Source organism: Methanohalophilus sp. RSK, assembly GCF_003722075.1.
Lineage (GTDB): Archaea > Halobacteriota > Methanosarcinia > Methanosarcinales > Methanosarcinaceae > Methanohalophilus.
In genome coordinates, this window is sequence record NZ_RDSK01000016.1 from 55,842 (window position 1) to 72,554 (window position 16,713).

The following is a 16,713-nucleotide window of genomic DNA, read 5'->3' on the forward strand; positions in this document are numbered from 1 at the left end:
TCCTTTAATTTTTCCTATTAGTTAGTTTTCTTTTTTGTTCACGCCTGCATTTTCCAGTATTGCTATAAGTTCATCACAGTGAGGCATCCTTTCCCTTATTTTGTCCACTACGCTATCCATATCGTATTCCAGACGGTATACTTTGAAATCCATTGAATCTGTATCCAACACCGCACAGGATACACGGGGTATGCCATCCCGTGGCTGTCCTGCTGATCCGGGATTGACAATGGTCAGATTTCCAACATTCCTTGTCATTGGAACATGTGAATGGCCGACTACCAGCAGATCCGCTTCAACTCCTTCGAGCATTTTCTGTACTTCTGCATCAGGTGTTTGTGGCTTTATATACACATAAAAAGACCTGGGGCTTCCATGTGTAAATAATACACTGCCTCCTCTGTAATCCTTTTCGATTTTTACAGGAAGATTCTTCAGGAAATCCAGCTGTCTATCATCCAGCTGGTCTTTTGTGTAATCCCTGGTGGCAATTGAAAGATGCTTGATTTCATAACTGCAGCCACAATCAATTCCTGTTGCAACTGCATTGTCATGGTTTCCCTTTATTACGGGAATATTGTTTTCCATCATGAAGTCGATTACCTCTCTGGGTGAGGGCCCATAATCAACCAGGTCCCCCAGACATATAACCTCATCATGAGGAATTTCCATTGCAGCTTCCAGGGCTTTCATATTCCCGTGTATATCTGAAATCACGAGTAGTTTCATATTTCACCTCTTTATACAAAATAAAGACCGAATATAAGGCCTGCGATTGATGCAACTGTTACTACCAAAGCTATGTAAAGGGAAGCTTTTTTCACTCCCATTATCCTGCTGATAACGATCATATTCGGAAGACTCAGTGCGGGGCCTGCAAGCAACATTGCCAGGGCCGGACCTCTTCCCATTCCAAGTTCTGTAAGGGCGCTGATTATAGGCACTTCTGTCAGGGTGGAGAAATACATCAGGGCCGCTGCTACTGACGCTATGAAACTTGCACCGAATGATGCTCCTCCAACCACTGCAGCCACATAATCTGCCGGGAGCAGTTCCACCATAATACCTGCAAAGAAAACACCAAACAAAAGGAGAGGTGTAATTTGTTTAACCAGGAACCATGTCTCTGCCATCCAGTCTTTCAATTCCTCTTTACTGAACCAGTTGAATGATAGCAATACTGTTATCAGAACAAACACAGTTTCCACGGCTAGCAGCGGGATCCATTCTGTAAGTATCTCCGGAACAACGAGGATTGCCAGAAGGAGAAGGAAAAGATATGCACTGTGAGCATGCCTTTCTCCACCAAACGTCTTGATTCCTTCCTTTTTTTCCCTGTGGCGTTCGAAAACGGCCGCCATTGTAAGTCCAATAGCAATTGACAGAAGGATTGCAATTACAGCTCTTGCCACTCCCAGATCATATCCCAGGATTTTTGCTGTGTAGACAATTGCCAGGACATTTATTGCTGGTGCCGCAAACAGGAAGGTAGTTGCAGGCCCGATTCCTGCGCCCCTGCGATAGATCCCTGCAAAAAGTGGCAGCACAGTACAGCTGCATACTGCAAGCAAGCAGCCTGAAACTGCTGCGATTGGGTAGGAAATGTATCTTGGGGTCTCATTACCGAAGAATCTTAGTACAGATTCTTTGGAAAAGAGGGATGCTATAGCTCCGGCCAGGAAAAAGGCCGGTACCAGGCATAGCAGTACATGTAATGCTAGATATTCCTGGACAGATTCCAGTCCTATAATAGCAAGATGATAAATTAACGATTGGTCAGGCATTGTGAAACCTCTATTTCAGTATTATTTGAAATGCTGGTATAAATACCTATCCATTTCAAATTATATTGAAACACTTCATATGCCTGAGTAATAAAGTCCTCTGGAATATACCTTTGAGTCCGGAATATTTTTTTTACTTTTCCCATCCAGAATATTCCTAAAATCCGAGACCACACTCGCTATTTTCCGATTGCTTTCGTGTGAAAACTCCAGGCGAAGAACATCGATACTGGCATTCTTCATGTCATCTAGATTATTCAACATGTTGATGACATGGGAATCATAGATTACAGTCCTGTTTCTCCACCTTTTAACAGGGTACCTGTCTGCCTTCTTGTGCTGCAGGAAAGCATTGCTATCTTCATCATAGAAGCCTTTATCCACAATAGGTTTGAGCAGGTCATGTTCGGTAACAAGTAATTGTTGCCTGCCGTATGCTATAGCCTCAAATTGGATATTATTATCTGACGCCGTCACAACATCCTTCATTTCTTCAAGGGTAAGTTCCGGGGAAAGTATTACACGGGATCCACCATTTGCCTGTAACACATTTGCCGTAAGGGAATTAAAGACAGTGAAGTTTTTCAGTACAACACATTTAATTTCCATTTGGTGTGCCAAACGGAGTGTTCCCGGATCACCACAACCGACAGTATATCCTCTTGTTTTTATTTTTCCAAGGATGCCTGTCCATTCTTCGAGTTCTTTCTCATGAATAACAGCAGGCAATGTGAATACTATTTCAATATTATTTCTTTTAAGTTTTAGAAAGAGGTCTTTGTCATTCTCGACTTTGTCGAATCGATCTGCAGGGAGATATATGATGTCTGCTCCGCTGTCAGCAGCTGCTTTTGCTCCCCCGATATCTGCCACTTCTACAGATAAGAGCAATTTTCGTGGAATTTTGTCTTCGGGTTTGTGTTTGGCTGCTGGTAATTCTGGGTTTTTAGGCTGCCGGTGGAAGATTTCCAGTTGCTTCTCCTGAAGTTTCTCCACCACACTGCGACGCGCCCGGGTAAGTTCCCCGAGGGGTATAAAGATATCTTCCTGGCCTTTCAACTCAATTTCATCTGCGACATAGGGAGTATCTCCCAGTCTTTTTATTATGTCAGTAATCTGTTCTACAGAAGTAGGGGCTTTTTTTGGCTTCTGTATGAGATAATCGGACACATGAAGCACCTCTATATCCCCTGCAGAAGCAGTAATTTCCAGTTGCCTGCCGGTATCTGCACGTATCTGGAAATTCACGGGTACCTTTTTAACATCCCTTTCACCCATTTCTTCCAGAAGGGATACATCTGTATTCAGGTATACATCGTCCCCGGTTTTTACAGATTTTACCGTTTTAGGACTGATATGTATGTAGGGAATACTCCCTTTTTCTGCGACCTCAACATCCCCGCCGTCAACTGTGAGCCTCTCAACCTTTGACCCAAGCATCCGTTGCTTGGTATGGATGCTTATCCCATCATTAACTTCAAGTGTCTGGTTTAATTTGACCTTAATGGATGCAGCATTTTTACTTCGTTTTACCCGGCGTGTCTTACCCAGAAATGCCCCATAACTGGAACTGTATTCTGGGTGGGTCACGTTCCTGTCACCCAGTACAAAACCACGGGTAAAACCCCTGTAAAATAGTTTTGCAAGATCGTTTTCTTTTTCCTGCAACCAGTCAGAATCGGGTTTTTTGTCCTGGCAAATACTCTCTGCAGCCTCTTTGTATATTTCAGAACTGGCAGTCACATACTCAGCTCTTTTCATACGTCCTTCGATCTTGAGACTTTTGATACCTGTGTTGATAAGTTCTTCCAAACCTGGGAGGGTGCAGAGTTCAGCACAACTTATGGGAGATACACCGCCAATATGATGGTTCATGTTCTTGCCGTTGATATACAGGTCGAATTTCCATCTGCAGGGCTGGGCACAAGCCCCCCGGTTTGCGCTCCGGTTGGCAGCAAAGCTGCTAAATAAACACTGCCCGGAGTAAGAATAACAAAGAGCACCATGGGCAAAGATTTCGATATCCATATCGGTGCTGTCAATGATGTGTTTCAATTCTGCAGTGTCAAGTTCCCTTGCTACGATTATTCTTGAGAGGCCAAGTGTTTCCAGGAATTTGACAGTTTCAGTGTTATTGGTATTGAGCTGGGTGCTCCCATGTATGGGCAGGTCAGGATAGTTATTTTTGACCAGGTCTATAAATCCGAAATCCCTCATGATAACTGCGTCAATTCCTGCTGCATAGGCGCGGTCTATGATATCGATTGCATCCTGGAGTTCCGTTTCTTTCACCGGTACATTGAATGCCAGATATACTGAGATTCCATGCAAATGGGCAAGATCTATTGCATTTTCCATCTCTTCGGGTGTAAAGTTGGATGCACCCTGACGAGCATTGAATTCACCAACCCCCAGATAGATAGCATCAGCTCCTCCTTTGATAGCGCCCAGCAGTGCATCATAATTTCCTACAGGCGACAGTATTTCCGGGGGAGTAATTTTTTCAGGATGTTTGGCCATAGTTTTTTAGTTTCCGTTGCAGTTCGTCTTTTTATGCAACAGAACAGTACAAGTTATATGAATGCTTCGAGAGATTCACTTTTTCCTTTGAACCATCCACCCGACAACAGGAGGCAGCCAGCAGAGATTTGCTACAATGGTTTCAAAGGCGGTGAAAGTCTGTATTGTCGGGCTGAATCCGAGGATTCGGGCTGAGAGCAGTCCCAATGGCACCAGCAGGATTACAGCAATACTGGTAAGCATCACAGGATGGTGTATGTATCGCTCTATTCCTGCAGACCATGTACCTTCGATTCGTTTGAGATACACAAGTCATCAAAACCTTCACCCTCAAGTTCCTCCTCTTCCTTTCCCATACTTTCTCTTCTCCGGTTCAATCTCCTGTGCAATGCATCGAAGGCATTTATCTATTAAAGCAGAAGACTCCTTCCGCAAGGTAGGAGATGAATGCGTCAATGGTTGTTTAACACAATGATTAAATAGTATTAAAACTAATATATTGTCTGATGTTGAGGGCTTACAAGTATAGAATGTATCCTGATAAAAATCAAATTGAAATGTTCCATAAACATTTTGGGGCATGTAGATACATCTATAATTGGGCATTGGAAAATAAAATGAAATCTTATGAACAGGAAGGCAAATCGATTTCAAGATTTGAATTAAATGGGAAAATTCGAATGTTGAAAAAGGAGTTTGAATGGTTGAAAGAAGTTAATTCTCAATCATTGCAAGGTGCTACTCTTAATCTGGATAATGCTTTTACTAAATTTTTCCGTGAGAAAAAAGGTTTTCCTAAATTTAAATCAAAGAAAAACCCGGTACAATCATTTTCTGTTCCACAACATCATCAAATAGATTTTGAGAAGAATAAAGTGAAATTGCCTAAAATCGGATGGGTGAAAACAAAGTTACATAGAAATTTTGAAGGTGATTTGAAAACTGCAACAGTCTCAAAAACATCATCTGGTAAATATTTCATTAGCATTCTTGTAGATGATGGTAAAGAATTACCTGATAAACAAGTATTCGATATTGATACAACTATAGGAGTAGATGTTGGAATTAAGGATTTTGCCATTATGTCTAACGGTGAGAAAATTGAAAATCCAAAACATCTTAAAAATTCAATTAAACGATTGAATGTTTTACAGCAAAGATTGAGTAGAAAGAAAAAGGGTTCAGCAAATAGACAAAAAGCAAAGTTAGCAGTAGCAAAACTTCATGAGAAAATAAGCAACCAGAGAAATGATTTTCAGCATAAATTAACTTCCAGATTAATTAGCGAAAACCAAGCTATTGCACTGGAAACATTAAACGTATCTGGAATGTTGAAAAACCATTGTCTTGCACAATCCATTAGTGATGTATCATGGAGTTCTTTTGTAACCAAATTGGAATATAAAGCAGAATGGCATGGCAAAAGCATATTGAGAATTGGACAGTTTGAGCCATCTACTAAAATATGCAATGTCTGTGGGTATCATAACAAAAAGATTACACTTGCAGAAAGACAATGGCAATGCCCTGATTGTGGTGCATCTCATGACAGAGATGTCAATGCTGCGATTAACATTAAGAAGTTTGCCTTAAATAAGCAGAATTTGATAGGTATTTGAAGCACCGTAGGAACTATGGGGAGAGCCTGTGGACTTGTTTCCGTTGGGAAAAAGAATGAAGCAGGAAGCACCATGCGTAAGCGTGGTGTAGTTCACATTAAATAGTTGTAATGCAATACAGAAGGGCTGTTATTCCTCTAATAAATGTTACAATTACCTGAAGGCAATACGGTGATCCGGTCAATACTTGATAATGATATGTACAAGCTGACCATGCAAATGGCAGTACTTGAACTTTTTCCTGAAGCACAGGCAGAATATCGCTTCATAAACCGTGGAGATCAACGTTTCAATTCCCGGTTTAAGGAAGAACTTGAGTATATCGTCCGGGAAGAAATTCCCAAATTACGCCTTCTGGATGAAGAAAGGCATTGGCTGGGAAAAAATTGTCCATTTTTCAAACATACATATCTTGACCATCTACAGAATTATCGCTTTAATCCCGATGAGGTTGAAATATCCCTGACGGATGACAATAATCTTGATATATGTATCAGAGGGCCGTGGCACAGTACAATTCTCTGGGAAATCGTGCTCATGGCTACAGTTTCCGAACTTTATTTTGAGACAATTGAAAATAACTGGGCCGATAAATATCTCTCAAAGATCGATCTTCTGGACAAATATGGAGATATGATAAAGGCAGTATCCGACAAACTTGATAATGCAGGATGTGTACTCAGTGAATTCGGAACTCGCCGTCGTCGCAGTTTTGAACTTCACGATAGGGTCGTGGAAACCTTAAGTCGATCCCGCAGCTTTGCAGGTACCAGTAATGTATATCTTGCAATGAAATATGGTACCCGGCCGATAGGTACGATAGGCCATGAATGGATTATGGGTAATTCTGCTCTTGTGGGTTTGCGCAACGCCAACAAATTTGCCTTTGAAAACTGGGTCAAAGTTTATGATGGCAGGCTCGGGATTGCCCTTGCAGATACTTATGGGTGCGACGCCTTTTTCAACAACTTTGATGGTCGCCTGGCACGTCTTTATGATGGTATCAGGCATGATAGTGGTGATCCTTTTACTTTCATTGACAAGGCAATTGAACATTACAAATCTCTTGGAATTGATCCTTCGCAGAAAATGGCCGTGTTCAGTAATTCCCTTGAAGCCGAAGATGCAATCAGGATACAGGAATATTGTAAGGATAAAATCAAATGCAGTTTCGGTATAGGTACAAGCCTGACCAATAACTCAGGATTCTTCAAGGAAAATCCTCCCCTGAATATGGTGATCAAGTTGCATAAAATCAATGGAATTCCTGTTGTCAAACTCAGTGATTCAGAGGAGAAAGTAACAGGAGACAGGGATGCTGTAAGGGTTGCCAATTATATATTCGGCACAAAAGGGCTTGATGAGGAATGAAGGATCAATTCTTTTTTGGGATTGTTTCGTTCTCAAAGATGTTTTTAAGGTCATTAACGTCCAATTTTATATCAAATTCCTTTAACTTAAAGAATTTCTTGGCACGCATATCATCTTCTTCCAGTCGAAGATCACTTTCAACGATATCGGCTTTCTCAAGGCGTTTCAGGTGAAGATACAGTACCTGCCTGGAAACATCTAGTTCTTTGGCAAGCTCATATACATACCATTCCCTGTCTGCAAGCATACATATGAGTTTCAGTCGCAGGGGATGTGATAGAGCTTCGCCAAGGCTGACAATTCCCTGGAGTTTTTTTTGCATGGGTTGTACCCTTTATACTAACGTTTAAACCAAATTATATTTCATCAAGTTTATCCTTGATTTCTTCAACTATCTTTTTTGTGTCCCTTACTTCATTTTCCAGCCTGTTCAAACGTTCTATGTCTGCTGTTTTCTGGCTTTCACAATTTATGGCACCACTGCGTGTTAAAAGCACGACAACAGCACCAACTACAAGCAGGATAAGAAGTAAGTTTAGTATCATTCCCCATACAGAAAACCCTGTGCCATACATCATATTCCCATACATCATGTTATCATGTCACCCATTAAAAGATTCATTTGTCCAATAATTAGACTTCATCAAATTTATCTTTTATTTCTTCAATCATCCTTTTTGTATCTTTGACCTCATTTTCCAGCCTGTTTAAACGCTCCGTGTCTGCTTTATTCTGGCTTTCAGTATTTATATTATCATTGTGTGGCTTATTATGGCTGCCACAACACATTGTGTCACCTCGGTTCAAAAGTGAAACAACGAAGCCTATGACTAGTAAGATCAGGAGGAAATTTAGTATCATTCCCCATATGGAAAAACCTGTGCCAAAACCTGTGCCATACATCATATTTCCATACATCATGTTATTGTGTCACCTCTGTAAAAAAGGAGGATTAACGGTAGCCCATGCAGCCACCGGCTCCTCTCTGGTACCTGTAGTTGTTCTGGTATTCATCGGATTCCTGCGGTGCATAGGCCGAAAAATCCTCGATTACATCTTCTGTTATTGAATCTACGCGTCCCTGTTTAATAGCGTCCTCATCAACGTAGTTGATTACAAACCAGCGTCCCATCTGATAAACATTTTCATCGTTTACATCGATGCCTGTAGTTTCTTCAAAAAGTGAGATTGCTTCATCTTCGGTAATCACTGATGTTGCATCCTCAGCTGAATAATAGCCATAGTTGCAGTAATAACCTGCTCCATCTCCATCATCACTGTATCGGGAGTCGGTCATTCCATATCCGCTACTAACCCATTGAGCTGAAACGGTCCCTATCAGCATTATGCCGATAAGAAGGGTTCCTGCAAGCACTACAATTGTTTTATTTTCCATTTCCATCACCTTTTCTGTTGTATACATGTGTAATCTATTTGTTACACATATGAATGTGTACTTACGTATATTTATAGTTAACGAATGTGAATCGTCTTGCCAAATAGAACTGAAATGTAAAAAACAAAATTTACTATCAATTAAAAAGAGTGAAGTGAAGTGAAGTGATTTTATGGCGTAGAGATGACACTTCATTTTCGAGAGGTAAAAGGTACAAAGATTTCAGCCAAACATCTCATGAGCTGCTTCTATCATATCATGCAGCCTTTCCACAGGGATGCCGATTATCATTTCATCTTCTGCAACATTGGCATACTTTCGACTTCCTCCGCACCCCAGGGATGCGCTTATGTGTCCATCCTTATAAGGCTGGACAACCCCGTCAGCACAAAGACTCTGGATTCCCGCAAAGCTTGCATTCACACGGCCACCGAAACGGTGTAAAAGGGCTTGTGAGAGTTGCATTGCCTTTTTAGGGGTATCGATAACAAGTACCACATCCGGGATGAAGCTCACCTTGTCCAGAGGGCCATATAGTATTGCTTTTGTGGACCCTGCTTTAAGTCTGGGGACCTGTTGCATAGTACGTCTTGCGGAGTTGATTGTTTTATACCGGTTCAAGTTGTAATAGACATCCCCGTTGGCAAGTTTGGGTGCCATTTCCTGTAGTCCCATGACAGCTGCACCGCCTTTGCATTTCTGATCATCCACCAGGGCATAGAATTCACTTCCCTCTTTGCGAACTTTGTCCACCATCTGGCAGTGCCTCATTTTTTCTTCAATTTTATTGATACCTTCAGGTACTTCATGCGTGTCTGGCACAAGCCCAACAGCTACCGGTGGATTTTTGAGCTTTAACAGGTCTTTCAATTCTTTTCCCATCTGGTTTATTTCTTCAATTTTCATTTTTGTATTCCTTGTTTGTCAATTATGAAGATATTACATTCATGGCACATTACTGCTTAATATATAAGTTTTGCATTTTCATTGCACAACTGGGACTTGGTCTAAAAACGATATCATTAGACTTCAAATTGGTTCGCAGTTAAAGGTAGCTATATATTCTCTCCCCCTATCTGCATGTTAAGAGGTATGAATATGAAAACAATTAATGTCCTTATAGGTATTATTCTGGTTCTTGTATTGGCAGTTGCCGGTCTTGTGGCCATAAATTATGTAAGTATCAGTAACTACGACGAAGAAGTGATTATTTCAGAAGAAACCGGAAATACAATTGATGGAGTAGTTACCTTTGATTCACTGGAAGAACCATTTTCCAACGTTACTGTTAGCATTACAATTGAGGATGTAAGTCTTGCAGACGCTCCTTCAACAGTGATCGGTCAAACAACTCTTGAAAATGTTTCCCGTAATAATATTACTGATTCGGATATTCCCTTTGAAATCAGCTATGGTACACTCCAGGAAAACCACATTTATTCCCTCTCTGCACATGTGGATGTTGACGGGGACGGTGCGATTTCTCCAGGCGATTATCTATCAACTCAACGCGTTGATGTGCCATATTCAGGTGTGGAAAGTGTTGTTGAAGTGCCTGTTGAATTAATCGAAGATAATTCTGGAACTTCCGGACAACTTCTGGAATTTAACGGTACTATATCTTCTATTAATTTAAATTCTTCATTTCCGATGATTCTGGTTGAAAGCCAGGAGATAACGGAGTCAGGACATGACAGGGGGATTAAGTTCGTGATATCCGAAGAGACGGTGATACAGGATCCTGCTGGTGGCCTCTATGATGTGAATAACCTGGAAGAAGGTATGGCTGTCAGGGTTTTCGCCGGACCGGCTATGACAGCAAGTATACCGCCGATTGCTCAGGCGACACTGGTTACTTTAATATAAGTAATCACTTTTTCTTTTTCCGGATCCCTACTCCCGTTTATAACTGGCTCATTGGAAAGGTGAGTTTAGTTAATAGTTTTTGAGTGTGCTGAATTAATCAAAATATGCGACTTTTACAACGCACACTTGTCTAAATATAGAAAGGTTTATTAATTATATAGTCTATCCTTTCTATGTTGCCAGATGAAGGTTACTGCATCATCAATCCGTATTGATGCCACCTTACTACCCCCTCTCAGTATTTCGCTTCATCTGGTAACGTCCATTTAATAATTTTATGAGGTAATTTTATGAGCGAAATCATCAATGTACTTACAAACCCGGATAGTTTCTTTAAAGAAAAGATGACAGAAAGAATTCAGTTTAAAGTGCCCACTCTTATTGTGATCTTGAATGCCCTGATGGGGGCAATTTCCGGTTACATTATGACAAAGGCAATTTTATCATCCGCAGCTGTGGGGGGAGGTTTCTCAGGTGCAGGTGCAATTTTTGGTGCCGTGGGAGGATTTCTGGGTGTCCTTGTAGTATGGCCTATCTACACAGCCGTTTTCTATGGACTGTCAGCCCTGTTTGGCGGGGAAGGTTCTTTTAAACGCAGTCTTGAGTTTGTAGGTTATGGTTACATCCCGGCCCTGTTGAATTCTATCTTTGGCCTTTATGTTATAAACCAGATATCAGATTCTCTACAGGCGACTGCTGCAAACCCCGCACAGATGGCCCAGATGCTTGCCAATGATCCCATGATGCAGGTTGCAACACTTGTTGGTATCATATTCCAGCTGTGGAGTGCCAATATCTGGATTTTTGGTCTCAAGAATGCACGCAACTTAAACCTTCGTGGAGCCTTAATTTCTGTAGGCCTTCCTGTAGGTCTCCTAATTCTCTACTCCCTCATTACTTACATTGGAGGAATTGCGTGAAAAAAGTAATATTTACTCTATTTCTTCTTTTCTTTTTTCTTTCACCGTCAGCTTCTGCCGATACAGAGATAAGTCCAACAGTAGCTGTAAGTTACAGTGTACAACCACAGGCCTTGCTTCCAGGCGACATCGGGACGGTTACCTTTGAAATGCAAAATATGGCAGATGGGGCAGTCTATGTGGAAGAGGACGATGAAACGTTTGATATGAATGCCTATCTTGCCGGTGCAACGCTGAAAGGGGATGGGGACGTGCTGTCCGGTGGTACCAGTTACACGGATGTGGGCCTTCTGGGGCCCGGAGATTCGCTGTCTTTAACCTTCAACATAAAGGCGAGTGAAAATGCTTCTGCAGGCACCCATTACCTGAATCTGGAGGTAGTAGGGGGAAGTGATATGTCTGATCTGAATTACAAAATTCCGGTTAAGGTTGATGACCGGGAAGTACGGTTGATAGTTGATAATCTGCCCGGTATAGCTATCAATGAAATATGTGAAGTTTCGGTGGATGTTGTAAATCCCGGAGCAGGAGATGTTACAGGAGTTACAGTAATTCCACACGGAGAAGGCGTATCCATTAAACCGGAGGAACTGTTTGTTGGCACAGTAAAAGCCGGGGATAAAGCTACTGCTAATTTCACATTAAACACTATGGATTCCCATGCCGGTTTAAAAGATGTCTATTTTACCACTGATTACTACAACGGCGATAACAAACATACAAGTATATCTTCCAATTCTGCTATTGATATAGTAGAACGGCCATCCCTGATCTTCACAAATCTGGAGATTATCAGACAGGGAGAAAGCTACAGTGTTTCAGGGGATATCAATAATTTTGGTACGACACAGGCGAAAAATATAATCGTATCTATAATGGAAAGTGATTCAGTTACCCCTCTTCAACCCTATGCGAGTTATTTTGTCGGGACGCTGGAAGAGGATGACTTCAGCAGTTTTGAGCTTTCAGCCAGGGTTGAGTCCGGAAATGTTTCTTCGATTCCTGTGATGATTGAATTCAGGGATACTGACAATGCCTATGCGAGTATAACCGATGAGATCCCGCTGGAAGGGTCTGCAATCTCATTTTCCTCTGAATACAGTTCATCAGACACTTCTGAAAATATGCCTGTTACTTATTGGGCGGCACTTGTCCTCGTGCTCGCAGTGATTGGTTTTGTAATCTATCGCTCCTGGAAGAGATCCACAAACGAGGAGGATGAAGGAGAAGAAGATGATGAACTCTATAGTTGAAGTGAATAATGCGGTACGCACCTATCGTATGGGTTCATCGAAGGTACACGCCCTCAAAGGTGTCTCGTTTGAGGTCAGGGAAGGTGATTTCCTGGCCATTATGGGCTCTTCGGGTTCAGGCAAATCCACGATGTTGAATCTTATCGGTTGCCTGGATAAACCTACAAAAGGTACTATTCATATCAATGGCGTAAATATTGCCAAGCTCAACGATGACGGCCTGACAGACATACGCCGGGATAATATCGGTTTTATTTTCCAGCAATTCAACCTAATACCCACTCTTACAGCGCTGGAAAATGTGGAAATACCGATGATTTTCAAACGCCTAGGCCCCCAAAAACGCAGGAAAAAAGCCCTGAAGATGCTTGAACTGGCACAGCTTGGGCGTGAATATGCAACTCACAAGCCGGGCGAGTTATCCGGAGGCCAGCAACAAAGAGTGGCAATTGCAAGAGCTCTTGCAAATGATCCTCCTATTATCCTTGCTGATGAACCCACCGGTAATCTGGACTCAAAAACCGGTAAAGGTGTTATGGAACTCCTGAGTGATCTGAACAGGAAAGGAAAAACATTGATTGTCGTCACCCATGATCCTAAGATAATCGAATATTCAAACACGACAATCTACCTGCAGGATGGGGAGGTAGTTGATGAAATTGATTAAACGTATCCGTCGTAATATGTATGCCCAGCTTGCTGAGCGTAACCTCAGGCGCCAGAAAGTACGCACTATATTGGCTGCTATTGGTATTATTATTGGTGTCATGGCGATTACTTCCATGGGGATTTTGGGTAATACTCTCAAACTGTCGGTATCCGAATCGTTCAGTGATGTAGGCGATAAACTTGTGATCTACCCGGCTATGGGAGAGGACTCAGTAACGCAGGACCAGGTAAACAGGATGGAAAGAATTGCCGGTATAGAACATATTATCCCCTATCGCAGTTCAGGTGAGGCAGTAGAATACAGGGATGAAACCAGTTATGGGACCGTGTATCGTATGAAGGAGTCGGACCTGCGTCAGCTTGTCGAAATTGAATCAGGGAGATTTTTCAAGGAGGGCTCCACAGATTGTGTCCTGGGCAGTTCTGTAGCCTCCAACCTGGAGCTGGATGTTGGAAGCAAGATAGAGATCGAAGACACTCGATTACGTGTGGTGGGGATACTTAAGGAACGAGGTATGGCTGTGGACATCAGTACAGACAGTGGTGTGTTTGTATCCCATGATATGTACAGTAAACTTTATCCGGATGCTGAGGAGGATTATCGGCAGGTGATCGTGGTTGTGGAAGATATTGCTCTTGTGGATACTGTGAAAACAGAACTTGAAGATACATTGAATAAAAGGGAAAAGAAAATAGAGATATTTGCTGCCAATTCTATTAATGAGCAGATAGAGTCTGCTTTCCAGTCAATTTCCATGTTCCTGATGGGTATTGGTTCCATCTCTCTGCTTGTTGCAGGGGTAAGTATACTGAATGTAATGCTCATGTCAACAATGGAGAGGACACGTGAGATTGGTATCATGAAAGCTGTGGGTGCCTCCAGGTCAGACGTATTGCGCATGTTCCTGCTGGAAGCCTTGATTCTGGGAATTATTGCCAGCCTACTAGGTGGGATTGTTACTGTAGTGGGTAGTTTTACCCTGATTTACTTTATAATGGGGGATATCACCTACTTTTTTGACCCCACTACTTTCCTGTACGTAATTGCAGGTATTTTCTTTGGCATTATTACCAGTTTAATAGGTGGATTATATCCCGCCTGGAAAGCTTCAATGATGAACCCTCTGGATGCACTGCGTTATGAGTGACCCGTTAACCGGTCACATTTTCCTGTTCCTGACGCAATTTCGGGGAATCGATCCAGGCACCGGCAACCTTTGTTTCCCCATTTTCTTCTTTTAAGGCGATACTGAACAATCCTTCAGAACCGTCTTCAAATGTAACGGTATAAACAATAGTTACAAACCTTTCACCTTCAACAGCCTTGAGGAATTCCAATGATACAGGTTTGCCTACGGTGGACATCAACATCCCGTTTACTTCATAGAAAGTTTCCTCAGGCAGGGCCTTTTTCATAGTAGGTGTGAATTTTTCCGAAAAAAGCGTGTAATTGTCCTGTTGCATTCCCCTAATAAGCTGATTTGAAATGGGATCTGCATATTCCTTTGCGCGTTGTTCTTCTGAATCATTTATGCATCCTGCTGTCAACAGGAACAGGACTACACATATCATTACTATTTTTTTCATTCTTCCCACTTCCTCAATGTAAATGTAAATGTGCTGCCAACGCCGGGCTCACTTTTTACCCTTATAGAACCACCCTGGCCTTCTATAATTCCCTTGATAATCGCAAGCCCAAGGCCACTACCGCCCACTTTGCGGCGGGAGGTACTGTCTACCTGATAGAATTTTTCAAATATTTTTTCCTGTTCTTTTTCGGGTATACCGATACCTCTGTCTATGACACTTATTTCCACGAAATCTCTGGTATCTTCAGTTTTAATTTTTATGTTTTCGCCTTTATTGGCTGTGAATTTGACAGCGTTGTTGAGTAAATTGACGAAAACCCTCAGCAGCTTATCCTTATCTGCTTTAACCTGTGGATCATTATCCACTTCTCTTTCAATGGTAATTCCATGCTTTGTTGCCATTGGTTCCATCATCTGGATTGCATTATCAATAATTTCGTTGAGATTGATATTTTCCTCTTTGAAAACCATCCGGCCTGATTCAATACGGGAAATATCAAGCAGGTCATCAACCATCCTGGATTGCCTGTCTATATTGCGAATTATAAGGTCAAGCATTTCTTCCTGTGTTTCTTTGTCACAGTCTTCTTCCCGGAGGAATTCACTTGATGTGCGCATGGCTGTGAGAGGAGTTTTCAATTCATGGGATACCATGGATAGGAATTCATTCTTCACGCGATTGAGCTTTTGCAGGCGCTGGTTGGAATTTTCAAGTTGTTCGGTTTTTTTATGTACTTCTTCCTCTAGTTTACGATTCCAGGATAAAAAGATCAATGATATCAATGAGGTGAAGAACAAAATAAAAAAGGTCGTTATTATCATAAAGGTTGCCTGTTTCAGGTATATGGAGCGTACAATTGAGGTTATGAAAGGTAATGGTGTCACAACACCTACAGACCACACTTGATTGTACCATTTTATTGGTACATATGATACGAGTTTTTCTTCCAGTCCATTGTTTTCATTGAGTTCTTCAAAACGCCCTGCTCCTTCTTTTCCTTCCGTCTGTTCTCCAAGTATGTAAAGACGGTCCTGGTCAGGCTCATTAAGAATATCAAAATAATTTTTTCCTGTCTCATTTGGGTTGTCACTGTGATACAGCAGTTTCCCCCTGTCGTCGATAATATAGACATAACCGGCAGATGAATCATAACTTTGTATGACCCTTTCTGTGATTTCCTCTATACGTATTATTGCCAGGACCGTTCCTTTGAAATCATTTGCAGAATAGACGGGAACCCAAACATACATTGCAAGTTCGTCTTCAAACGTGTATGTAGGATTGGTAATATAGGTCCTTCTCATTGATTTTGTTTTTTGGAAAGCTTGATCCATGTTGTTTTCATACAGGTTATATCCCAGAGGAGTTCTATCTTCAGGATAACCTGAGACAATGGTGCCACTTTCATCGATATACTCAAGGGCATAAAATCCCTGTGATCTTTCGTACAGGGATTTGAAAGATCCCATATAGAAGTCATCAGGAACCCCTTTTTCAGCACCTGCTATTACTTCCAGGGCTACAATCTTCTCATTCAGAAACGCTGTGACGCCCGATGAAATTTGTCTTGCATTGAGGGTCTGTTGTTCTGTATATTGTTCCTCAAAGATTTCCTGGACCTCGAGGTTTGAACGTGCCCCCAAAAAAACAACAGAACCTATAAAAAGAAGGGCAATGAAAGTTATGATAATTATGTTATATCGTCGATTACTGAAAAACATGGGA

18 protein-coding genes are annotated in these 16,713 nt (G+C 41.7%); 7 read left to right on the plus strand and 11 right to left on the minus strand.

Features of this window, described 5'->3' with window-relative positions:
- Window positions 1–21: 21 nt before the first annotated feature.
- From EFE42_RS09160 to EFE42_RS09175, 4 genes are all read right to left on the minus strand, one after another.
- Window positions 22–729 carry a metallophosphoesterase gene (locus EFE42_RS09160; protein ID WP_123136946.1) on the minus strand — a complete coding sequence of 236 codons (708 nt, stop codon included), beginning with the start codon at window positions 727–729 and terminating at the stop codon, window positions 22–24.
- Between the two features lie 11 nt (window positions 730–740).
- Entirely contained in the window at window positions 741–1,784 is a 1,044-nt protein-coding gene (locus EFE42_RS09165; RefSeq protein ID WP_123136947.1) for a permease, read from the minus strand.
- A gap of 75 nt (window positions 1,785–1,859) precedes the next feature.
- Window positions 1,860–4,304, minus strand: coding sequence for a U32 family peptidase (locus EFE42_RS09170; protein WP_123136948.1), 2,445 nt, complete (start codon window positions 4,302–4,304; stop codon window positions 1,860–1,862).
- Window positions 4,305–4,379: 75 nt separating this feature from the next.
- Window positions 4,380–4,613, minus strand: coding sequence for a hypothetical protein (locus tag EFE42_RS09175; RefSeq protein WP_199724122.1), 234 nt, complete (start codon window positions 4,611–4,613; stop codon window positions 4,380–4,382).
- Between the two features lie 197 nt (window positions 4,614–4,810).
- Between EFE42_RS09175 and tnpB the strand changes: the two genes are divergently transcribed.
- Together tnpB and pncB are read left to right on the plus strand one after the other, a co-directional pair.
- Window positions 4,811–5,923, plus strand: a complete 1,113-nt coding sequence (gene tnpB, locus EFE42_RS09180) for an IS200/IS605 family element RNA-guided endonuclease TnpB (protein WP_123136949.1) — start codon at window positions 4,811–4,813, stop codon at window positions 5,921–5,923.
- 144 nt (window positions 5,924–6,067) lie between these two features.
- Window positions 6,068–7,294, plus strand: coding sequence for a nicotinate phosphoribosyltransferase (gene pncB / locus EFE42_RS09185; protein WP_123136950.1), 1,227 nt, complete (start codon window positions 6,068–6,070; stop codon window positions 7,292–7,294).
- Between the two features lie 4 nt (window positions 7,295–7,298).
- Here pncB and EFE42_RS09190 read toward each other — a convergent pair whose 3' ends face one another.
- The 5 genes from EFE42_RS09190 to EFE42_RS09210 form a co-directional block, all read right to left on the minus strand.
- Window positions 7,299–7,616: a winged helix-turn-helix domain-containing protein gene (locus tag EFE42_RS09190; protein WP_123136951.1), complete on the minus strand. Its 318-nt coding sequence runs from the start codon at window positions 7,614–7,616 to the stop codon at window positions 7,299–7,301.
- Between the two features lie 34 nt (window positions 7,617–7,650).
- Complete coding sequence (locus EFE42_RS09195; RefSeq protein WP_233564800.1) at window positions 7,651–7,887, minus strand: hypothetical protein; 237 nt, start codon at window positions 7,885–7,887, stop codon at window positions 7,651–7,653.
- Window positions 7,888–7,927: 40 nt separating this feature from the next.
- Entirely contained in the window at window positions 7,928–8,215 is a 288-nt protein-coding gene (locus EFE42_RS09200; RefSeq protein WP_123136952.1) for a hypothetical protein, read from the minus strand.
- A 31-nt stretch (window positions 8,216–8,246) separates the two neighbouring features.
- On the minus strand, window positions 8,247–8,690 hold the full coding sequence (locus tag EFE42_RS09205) for a hypothetical protein (RefSeq protein WP_148039274.1): 444 nt from the start codon (window positions 8,688–8,690) through the stop codon (window positions 8,247–8,249).
- Window positions 8,691–8,912: 222 nt separating this feature from the next.
- Window positions 8,913–9,596 carry a DUF169 domain-containing protein gene (locus EFE42_RS09210; RefSeq protein WP_123136954.1) on the minus strand — a complete coding sequence of 228 codons (684 nt, stop codon included), beginning with the start codon at window positions 9,594–9,596 and terminating at the stop codon, window positions 8,913–8,915.
- A 192-nt stretch (window positions 9,597–9,788) separates the two neighbouring features.
- Here EFE42_RS09210 and EFE42_RS09215 point away from each other — a divergent pair, with 192 nt between their 5' ends.
- From EFE42_RS09215 to EFE42_RS09235, 5 genes are all read left to right on the plus strand, one after another.
- Complete coding sequence (locus tag EFE42_RS09215) at window positions 9,789–10,556, plus strand: YbaY family lipoprotein (protein ID WP_158599225.1); 768 nt, start codon at window positions 9,789–9,791, stop codon at window positions 10,554–10,556.
- 290 nt (window positions 10,557–10,846) lie between these two features.
- Window positions 10,847–11,476, plus strand: coding sequence for a YIP1 family protein (locus EFE42_RS09220; RefSeq protein ID WP_123136956.1), 630 nt, complete (start codon window positions 10,847–10,849; stop codon window positions 11,474–11,476).
- Window positions 11,473–12,729 carry a COG1361 S-layer family protein gene (locus EFE42_RS09225; RefSeq protein ID WP_123136957.1) on the plus strand — a complete coding sequence of 419 codons (1,257 nt, stop codon included), beginning with the start codon at window positions 11,473–11,475 and terminating at the stop codon, window positions 12,727–12,729. The genes EFE42_RS09220 and EFE42_RS09225 overlap by 4 nt, the downstream gene beginning before the upstream one ends.
- Window positions 12,710–13,396 carry an ABC transporter ATP-binding protein gene (locus EFE42_RS09230; RefSeq protein WP_123136958.1) on the plus strand — a complete coding sequence of 229 codons (687 nt, stop codon included), beginning with the start codon at window positions 12,710–12,712 and terminating at the stop codon, window positions 13,394–13,396. The genes EFE42_RS09225 and EFE42_RS09230 overlap by 20 nt, the downstream gene beginning before the upstream one ends.
- Window positions 13,383–14,546, plus strand: coding sequence for an ABC transporter permease (locus EFE42_RS09235; RefSeq protein WP_123136959.1), 1,164 nt, complete (start codon window positions 13,383–13,385; stop codon window positions 14,544–14,546). The genes EFE42_RS09230 and EFE42_RS09235 overlap by 14 nt, the downstream gene beginning before the upstream one ends.
- A gap of 4 nt (window positions 14,547–14,550) precedes the next feature.
- On the opposite strand, the gene EFE42_RS09240 is transcribed toward EFE42_RS09235, so the two are convergent.
- Window positions 14,551–14,985: a DUF3887 domain-containing protein gene (locus tag EFE42_RS09240; protein WP_123136960.1), complete on the minus strand. Its 435-nt coding sequence runs from the start codon at window positions 14,983–14,985 to the stop codon at window positions 14,551–14,553.
- Window positions 14,982–16,709 (minus strand): sensor histidine kinase, encoded by a 1,728-nt coding sequence (locus EFE42_RS09245; RefSeq protein ID WP_123136961.1) that lies wholly within the window; start codon window positions 16,707–16,709, stop codon window positions 14,982–14,984. Before EFE42_RS09245 ends, EFE42_RS09240 begins: the two co-directional genes overlap by 4 nt.
- Between the last annotated feature and the right edge of the window lie 4 nt (window positions 16,710–16,713).

Coding starts and splice junctions, on each gene's coding strand:
- EFE42_RS09195 (WP_233564800.1), bottom strand. CDS start 7,887: ATGATGTATGGGAATATGATGTATGGCACAGGGTTTTCTGTATGGGGA.
- EFE42_RS09245 (WP_123136961.1), bottom strand. CDS start 16,709: ATGTTTTTCAGTAATCGACGATATAACATAATTATCATAACTTTCATT.
- EFE42_RS09235 (WP_123136959.1), top strand. CDS start 13,383: ATGAAATTGATTAAACGTATCCGTCGTAATATGTATGCCCAGCTTGCT.
- EFE42_RS09230 (WP_123136958.1), top strand. CDS start 12,710: ATGATGAACTCTATAGTTGAAGTGAATAATGCGGTACGCACCTATCGT.
- EFE42_RS09240 (WP_123136960.1), bottom strand. CDS start 14,985: ATGAAAAAAATAGTAATGATATGTGTAGTCCTGTTCCTGTTGACAGCA.
- EFE42_RS09215 (WP_158599225.1), top strand. CDS start 9,789: ATGAAAACAATTAATGTCCTTATAGGTATTATTCTGGTTCTTGTATTG.
- EFE42_RS09200 (WP_123136952.1), bottom strand. CDS start 8,215: ATGATGTATGGAAATATGATGTATGGCACAGGTTTTGGCACAGGTTTT.
- EFE42_RS09190 (WP_123136951.1), bottom strand. CDS start 7,616: ATGCAAAAAAAACTCCAGGGAATTGTCAGCCTTGGCGAAGCTCTATCA.
- pncB (WP_123136950.1), top strand. CDS start 6,068: ATGTTACAATTACCTGAAGGCAATACGGTGATCCGGTCAATACTTGAT.
- EFE42_RS09165 (WP_123136947.1), bottom strand. CDS start 1,784: ATGCCTGACCAATCGTTAATTTATCATCTTGCTATTATAGGACTGGAA.
- EFE42_RS09160 (WP_123136946.1), bottom strand. CDS start 729: ATGAAACTACTCGTGATTTCAGATATACACGGGAATATGAAAGCCCTG.
- EFE42_RS09220 (WP_123136956.1), top strand. CDS start 10,847: ATGAGCGAAATCATCAATGTACTTACAAACCCGGATAGTTTCTTTAAA.
- EFE42_RS09205 (WP_148039274.1), bottom strand. CDS start 8,690: ATGGAAAATAAAACAATTGTAGTGCTTGCAGGAACCCTTCTTATCGGC.
- tnpB (WP_123136949.1), top strand. CDS start 4,811: ATGTTGAGGGCTTACAAGTATAGAATGTATCCTGATAAAAATCAAATT.
- EFE42_RS09210 (WP_123136954.1), bottom strand. CDS start 9,596: ATGAAAATTGAAGAAATAAACCAGATGGGAAAAGAATTGAAAGACCTG.
- EFE42_RS09170 (WP_123136948.1), bottom strand. CDS start 4,304: ATGGCCAAACATCCTGAAAAAATTACTCCCCCGGAAATACTGTCGCCT.